This window comes from Stenotrophomonas sp. a6 (assembly GCF_030913325.1).
In the GTDB taxonomy this organism is placed as follows: Bacteria; Pseudomonadota; Gammaproteobacteria; order Xanthomonadales; family Xanthomonadaceae; genus Stenotrophomonas; species Stenotrophomonas maltophilia.
The window spans coordinates 598,104-619,211 of record NZ_CP133161.1 but is presented as its reverse complement, the minus strand read 5'-3'; the positions used below and the strand labels follow the sequence as shown (position 1 = coordinate 619,211).

The 21,108-nt window shown below is 68.3% G+C and carries 16 protein-coding genes; 7 read left to right on the top strand and 9 right to left on the bottom strand.

Annotated features, from left to right (window positions below):
- Positions 1–42 precede the first annotated feature (42 nt).
- The gene (purL, locus tag Q9Q79_RS02850) at positions 43–3,927 is read right to left on the bottom strand and encodes a phosphoribosylformylglycinamidine synthase (RefSeq protein ID WP_201864121.1); all 3,885 of its coding nucleotides are present in this window, start codon (positions 3,925–3,927) and stop codon (positions 43–45) included.
- 811 nt (positions 3,928–4,738) lie between these two features.
- Between purL and Q9Q79_RS02845 the strand changes: the two genes are divergently transcribed.
- A complete protein-coding gene (locus Q9Q79_RS02845) occupies positions 4,739–6,838 on the top strand; it encodes a glycosyl hydrolase family 18 protein (protein WP_201864119.1) in 2,100 nt (699 codons plus the stop codon).
- Positions 6,839–6,898: 60 nt separating this feature from the next.
- On the opposite strand, the gene Q9Q79_RS02840 is transcribed toward Q9Q79_RS02845, so the two are convergent.
- Complete coding sequence (locus Q9Q79_RS02840) at positions 6,899–7,681, bottom strand: DsbC family protein (protein WP_024958538.1); 783 nt, start codon at positions 7,679–7,681, stop codon at positions 6,899–6,901.
- Between the two features lie 100 nt (positions 7,682–7,781).
- Entirely contained in the window at positions 7,782–8,759 is a 978-nt protein-coding gene (xerD, locus tag Q9Q79_RS02835) for a site-specific tyrosine recombinase XerD (protein WP_024958537.1), read from the bottom strand.
- Between the two features lie 56 nt (positions 8,760–8,815).
- Between xerD and Q9Q79_RS02830 the strand changes: the two genes are divergently transcribed.
- Complete coding sequence (locus Q9Q79_RS02830) at positions 8,816–9,307, top strand: RDD family protein (RefSeq protein WP_111197587.1); 492 nt, start codon at positions 8,816–8,818, stop codon at positions 9,305–9,307.
- Between the two features lie 92 nt (positions 9,308–9,399).
- Here the strand turns inward: Q9Q79_RS02830 and Q9Q79_RS02825 are convergent, their stop codons facing one another.
- From Q9Q79_RS02825 to lptF, 3 genes are read right to left on the bottom strand one after another with little or no spacing between them, the layout of a single operon-like run.
- Positions 9,400–10,272, bottom strand: coding sequence for a hypothetical protein (locus Q9Q79_RS02825; protein WP_005408016.1), 873 nt, complete (start codon positions 10,270–10,272; stop codon positions 9,400–9,402).
- Positions 10,273–10,326: 54 nt separating this feature from the next.
- Positions 10,327–11,433, bottom strand: coding sequence for an LPS export ABC transporter permease LptG (gene lptG / locus Q9Q79_RS02820; protein WP_138970079.1), 1,107 nt, complete (start codon positions 11,431–11,433; stop codon positions 10,327–10,329).
- On the bottom strand, positions 11,430–12,512 hold the full coding sequence (lptF, locus tag Q9Q79_RS02815) for an LPS export ABC transporter permease LptF (RefSeq protein WP_180855890.1): 1,083 nt from the start codon (positions 12,510–12,512) through the stop codon (positions 11,430–11,432). Before lptF ends, lptG begins: the two co-directional genes overlap by 4 nt.
- Before the next feature lie 104 nt (positions 12,513–12,616).
- On the opposite strand from lptF, the gene Q9Q79_RS02810 reads away from it, so the two are divergent.
- The 4 genes from Q9Q79_RS02810 to Q9Q79_RS02795 all read left to right on the top strand — a co-directional run bounded on the left by Q9Q79_RS02810 (position 12,617) and on the right by Q9Q79_RS02795 (position 18,476).
- Positions 12,617–14,095: a leucyl aminopeptidase gene (locus Q9Q79_RS02810; RefSeq protein WP_138970080.1), complete on the top strand. Its 1,479-nt coding sequence runs from the start codon at positions 12,617–12,619 to the stop codon at positions 14,093–14,095.
- 82 nt (positions 14,096–14,177) lie between these two features.
- Positions 14,178–14,603 (top strand): DNA polymerase III subunit chi, encoded by a 426-nt coding sequence (locus Q9Q79_RS02805; RefSeq protein WP_005408012.1) that lies wholly within the window; start codon positions 14,178–14,180, stop codon positions 14,601–14,603.
- A 72-nt stretch (positions 14,604–14,675) separates the two neighbouring features.
- Complete coding sequence (locus tag Q9Q79_RS02800; protein WP_043033867.1) at positions 14,676–17,504, top strand: valine--tRNA ligase; 2,829 nt, start codon at positions 14,676–14,678, stop codon at positions 17,502–17,504.
- A gap of 150 nt (positions 17,505–17,654) precedes the next feature.
- Positions 17,655–18,476, top strand: a complete 822-nt coding sequence (locus Q9Q79_RS02795; protein ID WP_099481354.1) for an EamA family transporter — start codon at positions 17,655–17,657, stop codon at positions 18,474–18,476.
- Between the two features lie 104 nt (positions 18,477–18,580).
- Here the strand turns inward: Q9Q79_RS02795 and rimI are convergent, their stop codons facing one another.
- The 3 genes from rimI to pssA are packed head-to-tail and all read right to left on the bottom strand — an operon-like array spanning position 18,581 to position 20,357.
- Positions 18,581–19,078, bottom strand: coding sequence for a ribosomal protein S18-alanine N-acetyltransferase (gene rimI, locus Q9Q79_RS02790; RefSeq protein WP_201864117.1), 498 nt, complete (start codon positions 19,076–19,078; stop codon positions 18,581–18,583).
- Positions 19,075–19,584: a hypothetical protein gene (locus Q9Q79_RS02785; protein ID WP_024958531.1), complete on the bottom strand. Its 510-nt coding sequence runs from the start codon at positions 19,582–19,584 to the stop codon at positions 19,075–19,077. The genes rimI and Q9Q79_RS02785 overlap by 4 nt, the downstream gene beginning before the upstream one ends.
- Positions 19,581–20,357 carry a CDP-diacylglycerol--serine O-phosphatidyltransferase gene (gene pssA / locus Q9Q79_RS02780; protein ID WP_005408007.1) on the bottom strand — a complete coding sequence of 259 codons (777 nt, stop codon included), beginning with the start codon at positions 20,355–20,357 and terminating at the stop codon, positions 19,581–19,583. The genes Q9Q79_RS02785 and pssA overlap by 4 nt, the downstream gene beginning before the upstream one ends.
- Positions 20,358–20,437: 80 nt before the next feature.
- Between pssA and Q9Q79_RS02775 the strand changes: the two genes are divergently transcribed.
- Positions 20,438–20,812, top strand: a complete 375-nt coding sequence (locus Q9Q79_RS02775; RefSeq protein WP_005408006.1) for a DUF4124 domain-containing protein — start codon at positions 20,438–20,440, stop codon at positions 20,810–20,812.
- The last annotated feature ends 296 nt before the right edge of the window (positions 20,813–21,108 follow it).

Below are 21,108 nucleotides of genomic sequence, written 5' to 3'. Positions count from 1 at the left end.
TTCCATACGCAACGGCATTGAAGCCTGCGCGGTGTGGTGCGATCAGCCGCACCACACCCGCGCGTTGCGGAACATGCGCATCCACGGCGAATCACCCTGCCACTCGGCCGGGGCCCAGCTCATGTTGAGCGCGCGCGGGGTGCGTTCCGGGTGCGGCATCATGATGGTCACGCGGCCGTCGCTGCTGGTCAGGCCGGTGATGCCGTCCGGCGAACCGTTCGGATTCAGCGGGTACTGGCTGGCGACGTTGCCGTGGCCATCGATGTAGCGCAGCGAAACACGGGCCGCGGCCTGGTCGACCGCGTTGTCGAACACCGCCTGGCCTTCGCCATGCGCCACTGCCACCTGCAGGCGCGAACCGGCCATGCCACGCAGCAGGATCGACGGAGATTCCACCACTTCCAGCAGCGCGGTACGGGCCTCGAACTGCTCGCTGGCATTGCGGCGGAACTGCGGCCAGTGTTCGGCACCGGGAATGATGTCCTTCAGCTGGCTCATCATCTGGCAGCCGTTGCACACGCCCAGGGCGAAGCTGTCCTCGCGCGCGAAGAACGCGGCGAAGGCATCACGCAGCGCGCTGCGCTCCAGGATCGAGGTGGCCCAGCCACGACCAGCGCCAAGCACGTCGCCGTAACTGAAGCCGCCGCAGGCGACCAGGCCGGTGAAGTCCTGCAGGGCGACGCGGCCTTCGATCAGGTCGCTCATGTGCACATCGAAGGGCCGGAAGCCGGCACGTTCGAAGATGTTCGCCATTTCGATCTGGCCGTTGACGCCCTGCTCGCGCAGCACGGCCACGCGCGGACGCGCACCGGTGCTGATGAACGGGGCGGCCACGTCTTCATTGATGTCGAAGCTGAGCTTGGGCTTCAGGCCCGGTGCGTTGAAGGCACGGGCGATCTCACGCTCGGCGTCGGCGTTGGCCGGGTTGTCGCGGCGCTTCTGCACCGCGTGGGTGACCGACCACCATGCGTCGAACAGCGACTCCCAGCGCCATTCAGCCAGGTTCTCGCCAGCCAGCGACACGCGCACCACCGGTGCGGTGGTCGGTTTGGCGATGCGCTGCGCGCACTCGGTCAGTGCATGGCGCTCGACCAGGTCGGCGAACGCTGCGCGGTCTTCGCGTGCGATCTGCACCACCGCGCCCAGCTCTTCGTTGAACAGGCTGCGGAATGGATCGTCGCCCCAGGCATCGAGGGTGATGTCCAGCCCCAGGCGCGACGTGAAGGCCATTTCGCACAGCGCGGCGAAGGCACCGCCGTCGCTGCGGTCGTGGTAGGCCAGCAGCAGGCCGGCCTGGCGCGCATCGCGGATCAGCTCGAAGAAGCCACGCAGGCGCTGCGGGTCGTCCAGATCCGGGGCAGCGCCGGCGAACGCCGGCAGGTCACCATGGTCGGCATGCACCTGGGCCAGGATGGAACCGCCCAGGCGCTGCTTGCCGGCGCCAAGGCCGATCAGCCACAGCTCGCTTTCCACGTCGCGGTCGAGCAGCGGGGTCAGCTGCTGGCGCACATCGGCGACCGGTGCGAACGCAGAGATCACCAGCGACACCGGCGACACGCTCTTGTGCGCTTGGCCCTGGTCGTGCCACTGCGCCTGCATCGACAGCGAGTCCTTGCCCACCGGAATGCTGATGTCCAGCTGCGGGCACAGTTCCATGCCCACGGCCTTCACCGCGTCGTACAGCAGCGCGTCTTCGCCCGGGTGGCCGGCCGCGGCCATCCAGTTCGCCGACAGTTTGATCTCATCCAGCGCATCGACCGGGGCCGCGCACAGGTTGGTCAACGCTTCGCCCACGGCCATGCGTGCCGAAGCCGCCGCATCGAGCAGGGCCAGCGGGGTGCGCTCGCCGATCGACATCGCCTCGCCGGCCACGCCGTCGAAGTCGGCCACGGTGATGGCCACATCGGCCACCGGCAGCTGCCACGGGCCAACCATCTGTTCGCGTGCGGTCAGACCACCGACGCTGCGGTCACCGATGGTGACCAGGAAGTTCTTCGAGGCCACCGTCGGGTGCGCAAGCACGCGCAGGCCCGCTTCCTGCAGGTCCAGGCCCGCGGTCTTCAGCGCCGGCCAGCGCGGTGCCGGCGGGTGTGCGGTATCGCGGTGCATCTTCGGCGGCTTGCCGAACAGCACGTCCATCGGCAGGTCGATCGGCGCATCGGCCGGGGTGTGGCCCGGCACGGCGCCATAGGCCACCACCAGGTGTTCCTCGGCGGTGGCCACGCCGACCGCAGCGAACGGGCAGCGCTCGCGGGCGCACAGCGCGGCGAACTCGGCCAGGCGCTCCTGGGCGACGCCGAGCACGTAGCGTTCCTGCGATTCGTTGCACCACAACTGCATCGGCGACAGTGACGGATCATCGGTGGGCACCTTGCCCAGATCGATCACGCCACCGACCTTGGAGTCGTGCAGCAGCTCGGGGATGGCATTGGACAGGCCACCGGCACCGACGTCGTGGAAGAACTTGATCGGGTTGTTGCTGCCCATCGCCACGCAGCGGTCGATGACCTCCTGGCAGCGGCGTTCCATTTCCGGGTTGTCGCGCTGCACGCTGGCGAAGTCCAGGTCCTCGGCGCTTTCGCCGGAGGCCACCGAGCTGGCGGCACCGCCACCCAGGCCGATCAGCATCGCCGGGCCACCGAGCACGATGACCGCATCACCCGCCTGCAGCTGGATCTTGTCGACCTGGGTACGGTCGATGGCGCCGAGGCCGCCGGCCAGCATGATCGGCTTGTCGTAGGCACGCACCAGGTCGGCCCCTTCAGGCAGCTCGAAGCTGCGGAAGTAGCCAAGCAGGTTCGGGCGGCCGAACTCGTTGTTGAACGCCGCGCCGCCGAGCGGACCATCGGTCATGATTTCCAGCGCGGGCGCCATGCGCGGGTTCAGCGCGCGCGGCGCTTCCCACGGCTGCGGCAGCTCGGGAATGCGCAGGTGCGAGACCGAGAAACCGGTCAGGCCGGCCTTCGGCTTGCCGCCACGGCCGGTCGCGCCTTCGTCGCGGATTTCACCACCGGCGCCGGTCGAGGCGCCCGGGAACGGCGCGATGGCGGTCGGGTGGTTGTGGGTCTCCACCTTGATCTGGAACGCGCTGGGCACCTGCGGTTCACGACGGTACTCGCCGCTGGCCGGATCGGGGCGGTAGCGCGACGCCGGATGGCCTTCGATCACTGCGGCGTTGTCGCTGTACGCGCTGAGCGTGTGCTGCGGGGTCTGCTGGTGGGTGTTCTTGATCATCCGGAACAGCGAGCGGTCCTGCTCCTGGCCGTCGATGGTCCAGCTGGCGTTGAAGATCTTGTGGCGGCAGTGCTCGGAATTGGCCTGCGCGAACATCATCAGTTCGACGTCCGACGGCGAGCGGCCCAGCGCGGTGAAGCGTTCGCGCAGGTAATCGATCTCGTCCTGGGCCATGGCCAGGCCGAGGCGCTCGTTGGCGGCCTCCAGCTGGTCCACCGGCACGCGTTCCAGTTCGCCGCGGGCGGGCGCCGAGAACAGCGCCTGGCCCTGCTGCACGGTCTCCAGCACTGACTGCGTCATCGGGTCGTGCAGCGCCTTGACCAGGGCCTGCTGCACGTCGGCATCGGCCGGCCAGCCCTGCACGTCGATGCGCAGGCCCCGCTCGACCCGGCTCACCGGCTGGCCGGCACCGCGCACCAGTTCGGTGGCCTTGCTCGACCACGGCGACAGCGTACCCAGGCGCGGCACCACGATGCGGCTGACCGCGCCGTCGGCCACGGCCTCGGCCTGTGGCGCCGCTTCGAGGATGCGGCACAGGGTGGCGAGGTCGGGAGCGACGCTGCCTTCGGGCTGCACGAAGTAGACGTGCCAGGCACCGCTGATGCGCAGGGAGGGAGCGATGGACTGCAGGCGGGATTCAAGACGTTCGCGGCGGAACGGCGACAGGGCGGGCGCGCCCTCGAGGACCATCATGTCCGGGGAACCGTAGTTGGGAAACGGGCCCGACATTGTACCGGAAGCGGGGGAAGGGCTCTGGCCGGGCGGCGCCCGGCACCCGCCGAGGCCAGGGCAACAGCAACAGCAACGGCCAAAGCAAAAGCGGGGTTCCCGTGGGATGGCGGGGTGGGTCCGGTGGCGGGGGACGCCGTAAACCCGTCCCTGGGGGCTTGGCCGCGGCATCCATGCCGCGGACACCCCCGCCACCGGACCCACCCCGCCTCCGACAGATTTCCGCGATCTGCGGTAGATCCACGCCATGCGTGGATGCTCCCCGGTAGTGCCGGCCGCTGGCCGGCAACAAGGGAACATCAGAAATCAGGCATTGGAGAGCGCAGCGACCGGCTTCTGCTTTTGATTTTTTGTTCTGCCTTTCGTGGCTGGCTGCGCAGGAACCTGTCAGAGGCCGGGTGGGTGGGGTCAGGCGGGGTGTCCGCGGCATGGATGCCGCGGCCAAGCCCCCAGGGACGGGTTCACGGCGTCCCCGCCTGACCCCACCCACCCGGCCAAACCCATGAATTCGCGCCCGACCAGCCACGAGGGGCTCCGCCGATGGCCGCCGACCGCGCGCAGCGCCGCTCTCCATCCGAATCCCGGAACCATGCGCTTGCTCACGGATTGACCACGCGATTGATGACAACGTTGTCCCCACCTGGCGCCGGACTCTCTCCCCGGCCTCCCAGGTACCTCCGTCCGGCCCCACCCGTCGCCTTCCCGGGCGACGCCCGGACCTGCGTCACGCGCGGCGCCATCGGGGCCCGCGCGCCCTTTGATCGGAGACTTACCCATGTACGACCCGATTGTGCGCAGTGCCGAACGTGCGACCCGAAGCTGTCGTCCGCGCCGCCTGGCCTGGCTGCTCGCCGTGGCCGCCGGTGCCGCTGCCCTGCCCGGCCTGGCGCAGGCCGCCAGCTGTGCCGGCGTGGCCCAGTGGGACCAGGCCAAGATCTACCGGGCCGGCGATACCCTGCAGAAAGGAGGCGTCCTCTATCGGGCGAACCAGGACATCTGGAACGCGCCGCCGGACCATCCGGCCGGTGCGCCCTATTACACCAACCTCGGTGCCTGCGATGGCAGCGGCGCCAACCAGCCGCCGGTGGTCAGCCTGACCTCGCCGGCCAACGGCGCCACCTTCAGCGCCGGCAGCACGGTCAACGTGACCGCTACCGCCAGTGATCCGGACGGCAGCGTCGCCAAGGTCGAGTTCTTCCGCGATGGCAGCACGCTGGGCGTGGCCACCAGTGCGCCGTATGCGGCCAGCTGGACCAATGCCAGCGCCGGCAGCCACACCCTGCGCGCGGTAGCCACCGACAACAACAACGCCACCAGCAGCACCGCGACCATCACCATCACCGTCAACGCCGCCGGTGGCGATACCACCGCACCGAGCGTGCCGGGCGGACTGGCGGTCGGCACGCGTACCGCCAACAGCATCGCGCTCAGCTGGAGCCCGTCCACCGACAACACCGGTGGGAGCGGCGTGGCTGGCTATGACGTGTACCGCAACGGCAGCCTGGTCGGTTCACCATCCAGTGCCAGCTACGTCGATGGCGGCCTGACTGCATCGACCACTTACCGCTACCGTGTGCGTGCCCGCGACAACGCCGGCAACGCGTCCGCGCAGGGCACCGAGATCAGCGCCACCACGCTGGCCGGCGACGGCGGCACCACCGGCAAGCGGGTCATCGGCTACTTCACCCAGTGGGGCATCTACGGCCGCAACTACCGGGTCAAGAACATCGACAGCAGCGGTTCGGCCGCGCGCCTGACCCACATCAACTACGCCTTCGGCAACGTGCGCAACAACCGCTGCGAAGTCGGCGTCACCCAGCCGTCGGATCCGAACAGCGGTGCCGGTGGTGATGCCTTCGCCGACTACACCAAGGCCTTCAGTGCCGCCGAGAGTGTCAGCGGCAGCGCCGATACCTGGGACCAGCCGCTGCGCGGCAACTGGAACCAGCTCAAGCAGCTCAAGGCCAAGTACCCCGGCATGAAGGTGCTGATCTCGCTGGGTGGCTGGACCTGGTCGCGCGGCTTCTCCAGCGCGGCGCGCCCGGAAAACCGCCAGGCCTTCGTCGCCTCGTGCATCGATGCCTACATCAAGGGCAACCTGCCGGTAACCGACGGTGCCGGTGGTGCCGGTGCCGCGCTGGGCGTGTTCGACGGCATCGACATCGACTGGGAATACCCGGTGGCGTGCGGCATCGAATGCGGCAAGCCGGAAGACAACACCAACTTCACCGCGCTGATGGCCGAGTTCCGCCGCCAGCTCGATGCAGTGCGTCCGGGCCTGCTGCTGACGGTAGCGGTGGGTGCCGGCATCGACAAGATCCGCGTCACCGACCCGGCCGCGTACCACCCGTACCTGGACTACATCAACGTGATGACCTACGACTTCCACGGCGCGTGGGATGCGAAGACCAATCACCAGTCGGCGCTGTTTGATTCGCCGAATGATCCGTCCACCGGCGACCAGAAGCTGTACAACAGCAACGACGCCATCGAGGCCTTCATCAGCCGTGGCGTGCCTGCCGCCAAGCTCAACCTGGGCATCGGCTACTACGGGCGTGGCTGGACCGGTGTGGCCAACGCCAACAACGGCCTGTACCAGACCGCGACCGGCGCTGCCCCGGGCACGTATGAAGCCGGCATCGAGGACTGGAAGGTGCTGAAGAACCTGGCGTGGCCGGGCTACACCGACAACACCGCCGGTGCCACCTGGATCTACAACGGCAGCACGCTGTGGAGCTTCGACACCCCGGCCAACATCACCCGCAAGATGGGTTACGTGAAGACCCAGGGCCTGGGCGGCGCGTTCGTCTGGGAGTTCAGTGGTGACGATGCACAGGGCACGCTGACCAAGGCGGTCAGTGATGGCCTGAAGTAAGAAAAAAGCCGGGGATGCGGCACGCATCCCCGGCCTCCCACCTGTAGAGGTCGGCGGCGATCAGCGCTTGGCCGACAGCTTTTCCAGCGCCGCGCGCAGCTGCGCCGGCGGCAGGTAGCCCCCGAGCTGGGTGCCGTCCGGCGCGAAGATCGCCGGCGTGCCGTTCACGCCCAGCTGCTGGCCCAGTGCGTACTGCATCGCCACCGGGTTCGTGCAGTTCTTTGCCGGCACGCTGCCACCGCGCTTGGCGTTGGTCAGTGCCTGGCGGCGATCGGCCGCACACCAGACCGAGATCATGTCGGTGTAGTCCTTGCTGCCGAGGCCCATGCGCGGGAATGCCAGATACTCCACCGAGATACCGTTGCGGTTGAGCTCGGCGATGTCCTGGTGCAGCTTGCGGCAGTAGCCGCACTCGATGTCGGTGAACACGCTGATGGTGTACTTGGCATTCGGCGCGGCGAACACGATGCGGTCGCCATGGTTGGCCTTGGCCAGCAGATCGCGACGGTAGCCGAGCAGGCCTTCGCTGTTGGCCGGGCCCTTGGCACGGGTGTCGTAAGGCTGCGACTGGAACAGGTAGCGACCGTCGTCGGACACGTACAGCAGCTGGCCGGAAACGACCACCTCGCGGAAGCCGGGGAACGGCGCGGCACCGATGTAGTCCACCTTGAAACCGGGGTTCAGGGCAGTCAACGCGGCGCGCACGGCCTGGTCGGCAGGCGCGTTGGCGGCCGGGCCGGGCTTGGCAGCAGCGGCAGGCGCCTTGGCGGCTGGCGGGGCCGGCTGGGCGCAGGCAGTCAGGCTGAGCGCACCGAACACGGCGGCGATGGCAAATCGGAGCATGGAGCAGTCCGCGACAGAAGAAGACCCCGGATTCTGACACAGCCACCGGCACCGGGCCGCGACGCCGCGCACCGCCCGGGGCCGGAGTTCAGGACACGGCTCAGCCGCGCGGATGATGCCGGGCGTGCAGTTTCTGCAGGTGCTCGCGCGCCACCAGGGTGTAGATCTGGGTGGTCGACAACGAGCTGTGGCCAAGCAGCATCTGCAGCGCGCGCAGGTCGGCACCGCGGTTGAGCAGATGGGTGGCGAAGCTGTGGCGCAGGCCGTGCGGGCTGATCCGCGCCGGGTCGATGCCGGCCACCTGCGCGTGGCGCTTGACCAGGTGCCAGAACGCCTGCCGGGTCAGCGCATGCAGCGTCGGCTCGACAAACAATGGGGTCTGCCCATCGGCCAGCGCCTGCACCTTGCCCTTGCCGACCAGCAGCGGGCGCGATGCCTGTAGATAGCGCTCCAGCCAGTGCTGCGATTCCTCACCCAGCGGCACCAGCCTTTCCTTGCTGCCCTTGCCGGTGACCCGCAGCACGCCCTGGCGCAGGTTGACCGCGGTGGCCGGCAGCAGCACCAGCTCGCTCACGCGCAGGCCGGCGGCGTACATCAACTCCAGCATGGCGCGGTCGCGCAGGCCCAGCGGGCTGTCGATATCCGGCGCTGCCAACAGCGCGTCGATCTGGCTTTCGGCCAGCGCCTTGGGCAGCAATCGTGGCAGCTTGGGCGGATCCAGCAGCGCGCTGGGGTCCTCGCCGCGTTCGCCACGGCGCACACCATCGGCGAAGAACGCCCGCAGCGCCGACAGCAACCGCGCATTGCTGCGCGGCGACCAGCCATGACGGGTGCGCCAGGCCAGGTAGTCGAACAACCCCGGGCGCTCGATGCCGGCCAGGCCACCATCGCGCCCATCCATCCAGCGCGCCAGTCCCTCCAGGTCGCGCCGGTAGCTGTCGAGGGTGGCGCGGGCCAGACCGTTCTCGGCCCAGATCGCATCGAGGAAGCGCTGGATGCGCATGCTGTCGTCGGCGCGCAGTTCGGGCAGTTGCTGGACCAGCTGGCGGCGTTCGGCGGGGGTGGAAACAAGGGCCATGCGTGCAGAATAAGAGGGCCACTGCGGATGCGGCCAGCATTGCGTATGCTCGGCGCATGTCCCGCCCCGCCATTGATACGGCCCCTGCGGCCACTACCGAGCTGCCCCGCCCGCGTGCATTGCTGCTGTGGCGCGTGCTGGCGATGGTCTACGACGCGCTGCCGGTGCTGGCGCTGTGGATGTTGGCCGGCACCCTGTTCACCCTTGCCTACACCTTCAGCGGCCACGCCCAGCGCGAGAACATCGCACCGTTCAGCGCCTGGCAGTGGCTGCTGTGGGCGGTGTGCTGGCTGGTCACGGGGTGGTATGCCACGGCCAGCTGGCGCCGTGGTGGGCAGACGCTGGGCATGCGGCCGTGGCGCTTGAAGCTGGAATCGAGTGATGGCGTGCCCCTGCGACGCACGCAGCTTTGGCTGCGCTTCGTGGTGGGCACGCTGTCGCTGCTGCTGGGCGGCCTGGGATTCTGGTGGGCATGGGCTGACCGCCAGCGGCTGACCTGGCACGACCGCGCCAGCGGCACCCGCGTGGTGCGCATGCCCAAGCGCTGATGCGCATCCAGTAGCGTCGAGCCATCCTCGGCAGTTTCGCGATGCACTCGATAGCCGAGCATGGGCTCGGCTCTACACGATCAACGAAGCGATCAGCCGGCTGGCGCCGGGTCCGGCAGGATCACCGCCGGCTGCGTCCAGAGGTCGAAGAAGGCGGACGCAAACGCATTGGCCTGCACATCATCGGCCACCGGCGACTGTCCGCTCAACTGCGCACGGGTCTTTACGAAGTCCTGCCACAGCTTCAGGCTGGCCTTCTTCAGGCGCCTCTGCTCCCCCGCGTCGGTGGCCGCCAGATAGCGCGCATAGAGGTCGCGCATCGGTTTGCCCTGAGCCTCATAGGCCGCCGGGAGCGCCGGCAGTTGGGCCGGGGTGAATGCCACCGATGCCGCCGGCACCTGGTAGCCGCCCGGCCCGAAGGCCGCCTTCAGGTCTTCCCCGGCGTCCAGGTACTTGAAGAAGCCGGGCACGTTGTAGAGCTTGGTCCGGTAGTCGGACGAGGTATCCGGGCTGTTGGACACCACCGTATCGGGCAGCTCCCCCATCAGCCCAACGTCCCAACGACGCGGAATGAACATACCGGTCGCCTTCACGTAGGGGCCCTCGATCTCCACGTCGTTCAGTTCGATCTTCGACGCCAGGCCACCGGAGTTGGTCTTGCTGGTGACGTACTGCTCGGTGACGATCACGTACTCGGCCATGGCCGGGTTGATCAACCCACCGATCCCATCGGCGTAGACAACCATGCGTACGCTGCCGATCTTCTCGCTCTGCAGTCGGTACTGGCCCGGCTCCAGGACCAGGGGCATGGAGGTGTGCGGCGGCAGGGTATGCACCTGCTGGTCGACCGACAAGGTCAGCGGTGCATCCGTCGGGTTGTCGATCTCGAAGTCGACGGTGGACCGGCTGCAGCCGGCAGAAAGCAGCACGGCCGCGATGTACGGCAGAAAGCGTTGGAAGCTCATGTTCGTCCTTGAAGTGAAACGGAAACAGCCGGGCCTTGCCCGGCTCCCTGGGAATCAACCCGACTTGCGCCGGAACAGCAGTCCCGATATCGCCAGCATCACGATCGGCGGCAACGCATAGGCAATGCGGTAATCGAACTTCAACGCGCCGGCCATGCGGCCGAAGAACAGCTGCAGCAGCCAGAAGCCCAGCGCGAACAGGATGCCGAGGAACAGGCGCTTGCCCATGCCACCACTGCGCAGCGAGCCGAACGCGAACGGCACCGCCGCCAGGCACAGCGCCAGCACGTTCACCGGGTAGAACCAGCGGCTCCAGTACACATCCTCGTAGTCGCGCGCATCCAGACCGTTGCGCTCGCGGTATTCGATGCTGGTGCGCAGTTCGGCCACGCTGAGGTTGCGCGGCTTGGCGATGCCGGTGGCCAGCGCGCCGGCGTCCAGCTTGGAGTTCCACGGCTCGCGCGCCACTTCCTCGCGCGTGGCCGAACGTTCACCGAAGGTATCGCGGCGCACGCCGGTCAGCACCCAGCCGTCACGGTCATGCTCGGCCGTGTCCGCATGGGTCAGCGAGGCGATCCGACCATCCTCGGCGATGCGATACAGGCGCACGTCACGCAGGATCAACCGCGTGCCCTTGTCGCCCACCAGCTGCTCTTCGCCACCGGCGGCGCTGAGGAAGGTATCGCCCTCGCGCGCCCACAGGCCGGAATAGCGGGTGGTGGAGATGTCCCGCCCCCATTTGGCACTGGACTTCAGCGCATCGGCACGGTCCTGGCCCCAGGGGCCCAGCGTCTCGGCGCTGAGCACCATCACTGCGGTCAGCAGCGACAGGGCGATTGCCACCGATACGCTCAGGCGCTTGCGCGACAGGCCCAGCGCGCGCAGCGCGGTCAGCTCCGAGGTCGCCGCCAGCTGGCCCAGGCCCATCAGTGAGCCGATCACCGCAGCGGTCGGGAAGAAGGTGTAGGCACGGCGCGGCACGGTGTACAGCACCCAGGCAGCAGCGTGGCCCAGCGTGTAGCCGTTCTTGCCGATGTCCTTGAACTCGCCGGAGAAGGCCATCACCACGTCCAGGCCCACCAGCACCGCCCAGGTCAGCAGCACGGTGGTGAACACCGAACGCCCCAGGTACAGGTCGAAACGCATCGGGCGCAGCCTCATGCGCGGGCTCCCTTCGGGCGGCCCAGGCGGCCATCACGTGCATACATCCAGATCGCCAGCGCCAGCAGCGGCAGGGTCAGCCACCACAGGCCGAGCGCGGCCGGGATCTTGCCGTTGGCGATCCAGCCGCTGCCGATGAACATCAGGTTGGTGCCCACCATGTAGGCCATCAGGGCCAGCATCATGCGTCCATAGCGCTGCTGGCGCGGCGAGCTTCGACCCAGCGGCACGGTCAGCAGGGCAAAGGCCAGCGCGATCAGCGGCGGCGCCAGGCGGCGGTGCAGCTGTGCCTGCGCCTGCGGGCGTGCATCGCCGAACAGCTGCGTGGTCGGCATCAGTTCCGGATCATCGCCGGTACGGGTCTGCGCACCGTCGGGCAGGGCCACATCGTTGCGGGCGAAGGTGGCCAGGCGGTAATCCAGCCCCCCAGCCACCGGTCCTTCCACCTGGTGGCCATCATCCAGCTCCAGGAAGCGCTGGCGGGCGCCTTCGAAGAACATGCGCCCCCCTGCGGCGGACACCACTTCCAGACGATCGTCCTTCTGCCGCTGCAGGAAGACCCGGCCCAGCTGGGTACCATCGGGCGAGATCGAGGACAGGTAGACCACGCCACCATTGGGCAGCTGGGTGAAGCGGCCCGGCTCCAGGCCCGCCATCAGAACGCTTCGATTGGCCTCGATGATCATCTGCTCGGCCACCCGGCCGGCCCACGGGCCCAGCCACAAGGAGCAGGCGCCGACCAGCGCCACCACCGGCACCACCAGCATCAGCAGCGGCCGCAGCAGGCGTTTGGGGCCCACGCCAATGGCAGTGATGACGGCCATTTCCGAGTCGCGGTAGAGACGGGCCACCGCCAGCAGCAGGCCCAGCATCAACGCCAGCGGCAGGATCAGTGGCAGGTAGGCGATGAACTGCAGGCCCAGCTGGGAGAACAGCAGCTTGGCCGGCAGGCGCCCGTCGGCGATGTTGCCGAGGATGTCCACCAGCACGCCGCCCACGCTGACCACCAGCAGGACGATCAGGGTAGCCAGGAAACTCTGGACGAAATCGCCCAGCAGGTATCGGTCGAGCTTCAGCATGGGGCGGTGGTTTAAACTCTGGGGTTCGTTCGCGGTGCCGCCCAGTCTACTGTCTGGGCGTAAACGGCCTGCGATTGTACGGACTCGCCAATGGAATCTGCTCAATGGCCCTCGAATTCACCCTGAACCACGTTGCTCCGGCCGCCGCCGCCGTTGATTGCCTGGTGGTCGGCGCGTATGCCGACCATACCCTGACCCCCGCCTCACAGGCCCTGGACGCCGCCAGCGGCGGCCGCCTGGCCTCGCTGGCCCAGCGCGGCGACCTGTCCGGCAAGACCGGCGCCACCACCCTGCTGCACGACCTGCCGGGCGTGTCCGCCCCGCGCGTGCTGGTGGTCGGCCTCGGTGACGCCGCCCGCTTCGGCGTGCCGCAGTACCTGAAGGCCGTTGGCGACGCGGTGCGCGCGCTGAAGGCGGGCGCTACCCGCAGCGCACTGTTCACCCTGTCCGAAGTGGCCATCAAGGACCGCGACGCGGCCTGGGCGATCCGCCAGGCGGTGATCGCCGCCGATCACGCTGCCTACCGCTACACCGCCACTCTGGGCAAGAAGAAGGCCGACGACGCCGGCCTGGCCCAGCTGGCCATCGCCGGTGACGACGCCCAGGCCCTGGCCCAGGGCCAGGCCATCGCCGCCGGTGTCGAGTTCGCCCGCGAGCTGGGCAACCTGCCGCCGAACTATTGCACCCCGGCCTACCTGGCCGAGGTGGGCGTGAAGTTCGCCGGTGAGCATGACGGTGCCGAGGCCGAGATTCTCGATGAGCACCAGATGGAAGCGCTGGGCATGGGTTCGCTGCTGGCCGTGGCCCGTGGTTCGGCCAACCGCCCGCGCCTGGTGGTGCTGAAGTGGACCGGCGGCGGCGACGCCAAGCCGTACGTGCTGGTCGGCAAGGGCATCACCTTCGATACCGGTGGCGTCAACCTGAAGACCCAGGGCGGCATCGAAGAGATGAAGTACGACATGTGCGGTGGCGCCAACGTCATCGGCACCTTCGTCGCCGCGGTCAAGGCCAAGCTGCCGCTGAACCTGGTGGTGGTGGTGCCGGCGGTGGAAAACGCCATCGACGGCAACGCCTACCGCCCGTCCGACGTGATCACCTCGATGTCGGGCAAGACCATCGAAGTGGGCAACACCGACGCCGAAGGCCGCCTGATCCTGTGCGATGCGCTGACCTATGCGCAGCGCTTCGAACCGGCCGCGCTGGTCGACGTCGCCACCCTGACCGGTGCCTGCATGGTCGCCCTGGGCCACCAGACCGCCGGCCTGATGAGCAAGCACGACGACCTGGCCAATGAACTGCTGGCCGCCGGCGAGCATGTATTCGACCGCGCCTGGCGCCTGCCGTTGTGGGACGAGTACCAGCCGATGCTGGATTCGACCTTCGCCGACGTCTACAACATCGGCGGCCGCTGGGCCGGTGCGATCACCGCGGGCTGCTTCCTGTCGCGCTTCACCGAAGGCCAGCGCTGGGCCCATCTGGACATCGCCGGCGTGGCCAGCGATGAAGGCAAGCGTGGCATGGCCACCGGCCGCCCGGTCGGCCTGCTGAGCCAGTGGCTGCTGGACCAGGCCGCCCGCGCCTGATGCCGTACCCGACCCTGGCCGGCCCCCGCTGGCCAGGGCCTCGCCCGGCACCGCCGGGCCCCTGCCTGACCCGGATCCTGCCATGCCCCGCGCCGACTTCTACCTGATCGCCAAGCCCCGCTTCCTGACCGAGCCGCTGCGCCTGGTCTGCGAACTGGCGCGCAAGGCCAACGACGCCGGGTTGTTCACCCTGGTGCTGGCCCGCGACCAGGCCCAGGCCGAGGAGCTGGACGAGCTGCTGTGGGCGTTCGACAACGATGCCTACATCCCGCACCAGATCGCCGGCGAAGACATGGACGAGGAAGAGGCCCTGGTGCTGATCGCCGTACCCGGTACCGACGCGCCGGCACGCCCGCTGGTGATCAACCTGCGCGATGAACCCTGGCTGGGCCAGTGCGAACGCGTGCTGGAAGTGGTCCCGGCCGATCCGGAAGCGCGCGAACCGCTGCGCGAACGCTGGCGCCAGTACAAGGCCGCCGGTTACGAGCTGAACAAGCACGACATGTAAGCGCGCCCCGGCCCCCTTGATGGGCCGCCGCCGCGCCCTGATCCTTCAACGATTACCTCCTGGTTCCCCCGCATGACCCAACTCGCCTCCAGCTACGACCCGAAGTCCTTCGAGACCGACCTCTACGAGGCCTGGGAGAAGGCCGGCCACTTCAAGCCGTCCGGCAAGGGCGAGCCGTACACCATCCTGCTGCCGCCGCCGAACGTGACCGGCACGCTGCACATGGGCCATGCGTTCCAGCAGACCCTGATGGACGCGCTGGTGCGCTACCACCGCATGCGCGGCTACGACACGCTGTGGCAGGTCGGCACCGACCACGCCGGCATCGCCACCGAAATGGTGGTCAGCCGCAACCTGGCGCTGGAAGGCAAGGGCGAGACCCGTGATTCGCTGGGCCGCGAAGGCTTCATCGGCAAGGTATGGGAGTGGAAGCAGCAGTCCGGCGATACCATCGAGCGCCAGATGCGCCGCCTCGGCACCTCCGCCGACTGGTCGCGCAGCACCTTCACCATGGACCCGCAGCCGTCGGCGGCAGTGAACGAAGCCTTCGTGCGCTGGTACGAGCAGGGCCTGATCTACCGCGGCCAGCGCCTGGTCAACTGGGACCCGGTGCTGAAGACCGCCATTTCCGACCTGGAAGTGGAGAGCGCCGAGGAAGACGGCTTCCTGTGGTCGATCGCCTACACGCTGGATGAGGGCCTGAGCTACGAGCACGTCGAGCGCGATGCCGACGGCGTGGAAACCCTGCGCGAAACCCGCGACTACCTGGTGGTCGCCACCACCCGCCCGGAAACCCTGCTGGGCGATACCGCGGTGATGGTGCACCCGGAAGACGAGCGCTACGCGCACCTGATCGGCAAGAGCGTGGTGCTGCCGCTGACCGGCCGCCGCGTGCCGGTGATCGCCGACGACTACGTGGACCGCGCGTTCGGCACCGGCGTGGTCAAGGTCACCCCAGCGCATGATTTCAACGACTACGAAGTGGGCGTGCGCCACAGCCTGCCGATGATCAACCTGTTCACCCCGGTGGCAGCGCTGAACGAAAACGCGCCGGAGCGTTTCCAGGGTCTGGACCGCTACGCCGCGCGCAAGGCCGTGCTGGCCGAACTGGAAGACCTGGGCATCCTGGTCGAGACCAAGGCGCACAAGCTGCAGGTGCCGCGCGGTGACCGCACCGGCCAGGTGATCGAGCCGTACCTGACCGACCAGTGGTTCGTGAAGATGGACGACCTGGCCAAGCGCGGCCTGGAACTGGTCGAGGACGGAAGCATTTCCTTCGTGCCGCCGAACTGGATCAACACCTACCGCCACTGGATGAACAACATCCAGGACTGGTGCATCAGCCGCCAGCTGTGGTGGGGCCACCGCATTCCGGCGTGGTTCGACGAAGCCACCGGCAGCTGCTACGTCGGTCGCAGCGAAGAGGAAGTGCGGGCGAAGCACAACCTGGGCAGCGAGGTGGTGCTGAACCAGGAAAGCGACGTGCTGGAGACCTGGTTCTCCTCGCAGCTGTGGCCGTTCTCCACCCTGGGCTGGCCCAACGAACAGGTCATGGCCGAGCGCGGCTTTGACCGCTACCTGCCGTCGTCGGTGCTGATCACCGGCTTCGACATCATCTTCTTCTGGGTGGCGCGCATGATCATGGCCACCGACAACCTGGTCGGGAAGATCCCGTTCAAGGACGTCTACTTCACCGGCCTGATCCGTGACGGGCAGGGCCAGAAGATGTCCAAGAGCAAGGGCAACGTGCTCGACCCGCTGGACATCATCGACGGCATCACCATCGACGACCTGGTCGCCAAGCGCACCGGCGGCCTGATGCAGCCGAAGATGGTGGAGAAGATCGAGAAGGCCACCCGCAAGGAATTCCCGGACGGCATCGCCGCCCACGGTGCCGATGCGCTGCGCTTCACCATCGCGGCACTGGCCACCCACGGCCGCGACATCAAGTTCGACATGAACCGCGCCGAGGGCTACAAGAACTTCTGCAACAAGCTGTGGAATGCCAGCCGCTTCGCGCTGATGAACACCGAGGGCGCGGCGTTCACCGGCGTTCCCAGGCCGCGTACCGATGCCGAGCGCTGGATCCTCGCGCGCCTGGCCGCCACCACCGCCGAAGCGCAGGGCCATTTCGCCGCCTACCGCTTCGACCTGCTGGCGCAGTGCCTGTACGAGTTCGCCTGGAACGCGTTCTGCGACTGGTTCCTGGAACTGAGCAAGCCGGCACTGAACGGTGCAGACGCCGCCGACGCCGAAAGCACCCGCCACACCCTGCTGTATGTGCTGGAAGCGCTGCTGCGCCTGCTGCACCCGCTCACGCCGTTCATCACCGAACAGCTGTGGCAGCAGCTGGCCCCGCGCCTGGGCCTGGCCGAAACCACGCTGTCGCTGCGCCCGTACCCGACCGCCGCCGAGTTCGAAGGCGATTTCGCCCAGGCCGAGGCCGACGTGGAATGGCTGAAGGCGGTGATCAGTGCCGTGCGCCGCGTGCGCAGTGAGCTGAACGTCGCGCCGTCCAAGCTGGTGCCGCTGCGCCTGCAGGCCGGGCTGGAGCAGGACCGCGTGCGCATCGAACGCTTCAGCGCCTCGCTGTCGTTCCTGCTGAAGCTGGACAGCATCCAGTGGCTGGCCGAAGGCGAAAGCGCACCGCCGGCCGCCGCCGCGATCGTGGGCGAGCTGAAGCTGCTGGTGCCGCTGGAAGGCCTGGTCGATCTCGATGCCGAGCGCGTGCGCCTGGACAAGGAAATCGCCCGCGTCGAAGCGGAGAAGGAAAAGAGCGAGACCAAGCTGGCCAAGTTCACCGACAAGGTGCCGCCGGCCGTGGTCGAGCAGGAGCGCGTGCGACTGGCCGACTGGAACACCCAGCTGGCCGGCCTGCGCGAGCAGCGCGCGAAGCTCTAAGCGCCGCGCTCTGGTGCGTGCCAACCAGGGTTGGCACCTGCCCTGCCCCGCTCTGGTGGGTGCGGACCTTGGTCCGCACTGAGCGATGTGCCAACCAAGGTTGGCACCCACCAAACCCGGAACATTTCCCCGGCATGGCATCATCGCCCGATGCCTCTTTCCATCTTCCTGCTGGTCCTCGCGGCTGCGGCCCTGCATGCCAGCTGGAATGCGATCGTCAAACGCGGGCCGGACAAGTTCCTCGGCACCGTGCTGGTCACCGGCAGCGCCGCGCTGCTGTCGGCGGCCGCCCTGCCCTTCCTGCCGTTCCCGGCCGCGCACAGCTGGCCTTGGCTGGCTGCATCCGTGCTGCTGCAGGTGACCTACTACGGACTGGTGGCACGCTGCTACCAGCAGGTCGACATGAGCCTGGCCTATCCGCTGATGCGTGGCAGCGCGCCGATCCTGGTTGCGCTGGCCGGCACCCTGCTGGGCGAGCAACTGCCCCCGGCGGCGTGGCTGGGCGTGGTGCTGGTGAGCACCGGCATCCTGTGCATGGCACTGGGCGCACGTGGCGGCCAGCTGCGGCTGCCGCTGCTGACCGCGGCGATGATCGCCACCTACACCCTGGTCGATGCGCAGGGAGCGCGCCAGTCCGGCAGCGCACTCAGCTATACGTTGTGGCTGTTCCTGCTGTCAGGCATCCCACTACCGCTGTGGGCGTTGTACAGCCGCGGCGGCGCGGTGCTGGACTATGCGCGCCAGCACTGGCCGCTGGGACTGGCCGGTGGCGTCGGCACCACGGCGTCCTACGCGATGGCGTTGTGGGCCATGACCCAGGCGCCGGTGGCGATGGTCTCGGCGCTGCGTGAATCCTCGATCCTGTTCGCGTTGCTGATCTCGGTGTTCCTGCTGCGCGAGCGGATTCCGCGTGCGCGCTGGCTGGCGGCGGCGCTGATCGTCGGCGGTGTGTTGGCACTGCGGCTGGCGTGAGAAAAACGTGCCAACCAAGGTTGGCACCTACCACGGCAGGTGACGTGTCGATGACAGCGGAGATCCACCGGTAGTGCCGGCCGCTGGCCGGCAACCCTTCTCCGTTACAACGGCGGCATCGTCTGCAGGTCGCCGTCGACCAGTTCGATCGCCATCACCACCGCGTCTTCGCGGCCCTGTGCGGCCGGATAGTAGCGCGGACGACGGCCGATCTCGTTGAAGCCTTCGCTGTGGTACAGCGCCAGCGCCGGCGTGTTGGACGGACGCACTTCCAGGAATACACGCTGCGCACCGCGGTTGCCTGCCAGCTGCACCATTGCGCGCAGCAGTTGACGACCCAGCCCACGCGACTGCGCCAGCGGATCGATGCAGATGTTCAATACATGTGCCTCATCGGCGGCAATACTGAGCACGCCGTAGCCGATCAGCTGGCCATCGCGCTCCATCGCCAGGCCGGGATAACCGGCACGCAGGCAATCAACGAAGATGCCGCGGGTCCATGGGAACGGATACCCACGCACTTCAATCGCCATCACCGCATTGAGGTCGCTCTCGCGCAATGCGCGCAGGCTGACCGGGTCGGGCTGGCTGACCGCACTCATGGTGCGCCCCGCTTGCGCAGGGCGCGCAGTTGCGGCCACAACGCGCGCTTGGCGGCCGGGTCCTGACGCAGCTGGTCCAGCGGCCAGCTGTCCATCAGCGCCTGCGTGGCAGGGTCGTTGGGATTACAGCCGGAGGCACGCAGCAATGCGATCTGCAGGCGATCCGGGAGCCGCACCACCGGTTGCCGGGCATTGCCACCCGGCAGCGGGCGGGCAGCGGCGGGCGCGGTGTCCGGTGCGCTGACCGGGGTCTCGCGACGCGGCGGCACCGGGCGTTCCTGGCGGGAACCCGGTGTGGCTTCAGCCGGAGGCTCGCGCGCGGGGGCGATTGGTGCCCGCACCTGCTCCACCGCTGGCGCGGCAGCCGCATCGGCTTCGGCCACGCTCAACTGCAGCGCGGCATCCAGCTCCGCAGCCAACTGGCCGTCGTGATAGACGGTATAGCCCATGGCCTGCAGCCAGGCCTGCTGGGCCGGTGACCACAGCACGGGCAGTTCCTGGCTCACGCGGCCTCGGGCTTCTTGCGCAGGCGCTGCACGGCCCACATCACCGGGCCGGACAAGGCGTACAGGATGCCGACCGCGAACAGCACGCGCGGCAGGTCGATCACCGCGATGGCGATGGCGACCGGCACAAGCGCCAGCACCAGGAACGGCACGCGGTCGGAGCGGGTGCCCTTGGCGCCGCCACCCTTGAAGCTCCAGAAGCGGATACGGCTGACCATCAACAGCGCCGCGACGATCGTCACCGCCAGCGCCACGTAGCGCAGCTGGTTGCCGTCCCAGCCCAGGTTGCCATCGGCGAAGGCCCAGACGAAGGACATCATCAGCCCGGCCGCGGCCGGGCTGGCCAGGCCGACGAACCAGCGCTTGTCGACCACCGCGACCTGGGTGTTGAAGCGGGCCAGGCGCAGCGCCGCGCAGGCGGCATACAGGAAGGCCACGGCCCAGCCGACGCGGCCGAGCAGCGGGTCATCGAACTTCAGCCACGACAGGGACCAGTGGTACATCACCAGCGCCGGGGCCATGCCGAAGCTGACCAGGTCGGCCAGCGAGTCGTACTGGACGCCGAACTCGCTGCTGGTACCGGTCAGGCGCGCCACGCGCCCGTCCAGGCCATCCATCACCGCCGCCACGAACACGGCGATGCTGGCATTGACGAAATCCCCGTTGGCCGCGGCGATGATCGCGTAGAAGCCGGCGAACAGGCCGGCGGTGGTGAACAGGTTGGGCAGCAGGTAAATCGTGCGCGAACGCGGCGGCGGTGTGATCGGGTCCATGGAATCCAGTTTAATCGACTTGCCAGTGCTCGGCGCCAATGCTGCAATCGGCGTTCTACGCCCATTCCGCGGAGTTTGCCATGCGTGCCCTGTCCTGCCTTGGATGCCTGCTGCTGTTGGCCAGTGCCAACGCCGTGGCCGGCCCGGTCTATAAATGGAAGGACGCCCATGGCGTGACCCAGTATTCGGAGACCCCGCCGGCGGGCAAGAAGTTCGAGACCCGCGAGCAGGCCCGCACCCCGCAGGCCGCGGCCAGCGCCGAAACCCCGGCCGCGCCGGTGCCGGAGCAGTGCAGCACCGCCCGTGCCAACCTGGCCCTGCTGGAAGGCTCCGGCCAGGTGATGCAGGACACCAATGGCGACGGGAAGGCCGATACCGCGTTGACTGCGGAACAGCGCAGCGCGCAGAAGGGATTGGCGGAGGCCGCCATCAAGGCTTACTGCCCGGCAGAGTGAGGGTTATCGGCAGGGCTTGCAGCCCTGCACCTGCTTCAAGCAACGGCAACGTCAAATGCCAAAGCGGCTCTGGTTTTCTACTGGTTTGGCGGGGCGGTGTGGGCTGGCAGGACACGCCGTACCCCCCCCTTCCGGGGTCCGGCCCAGCCGCTGGCGGCTGTGCGTTCGGGCGCTTGCGAAGCAGTGCTTCGCAAGCAAAGCGCCCTCACCCCTGGGGGCTCGATGGCGCCATCCATGGCGCCAACGGTCCTGCCAACCCACACCGCCCCACCCCCGACAGGTTCCTGGTGACGGTG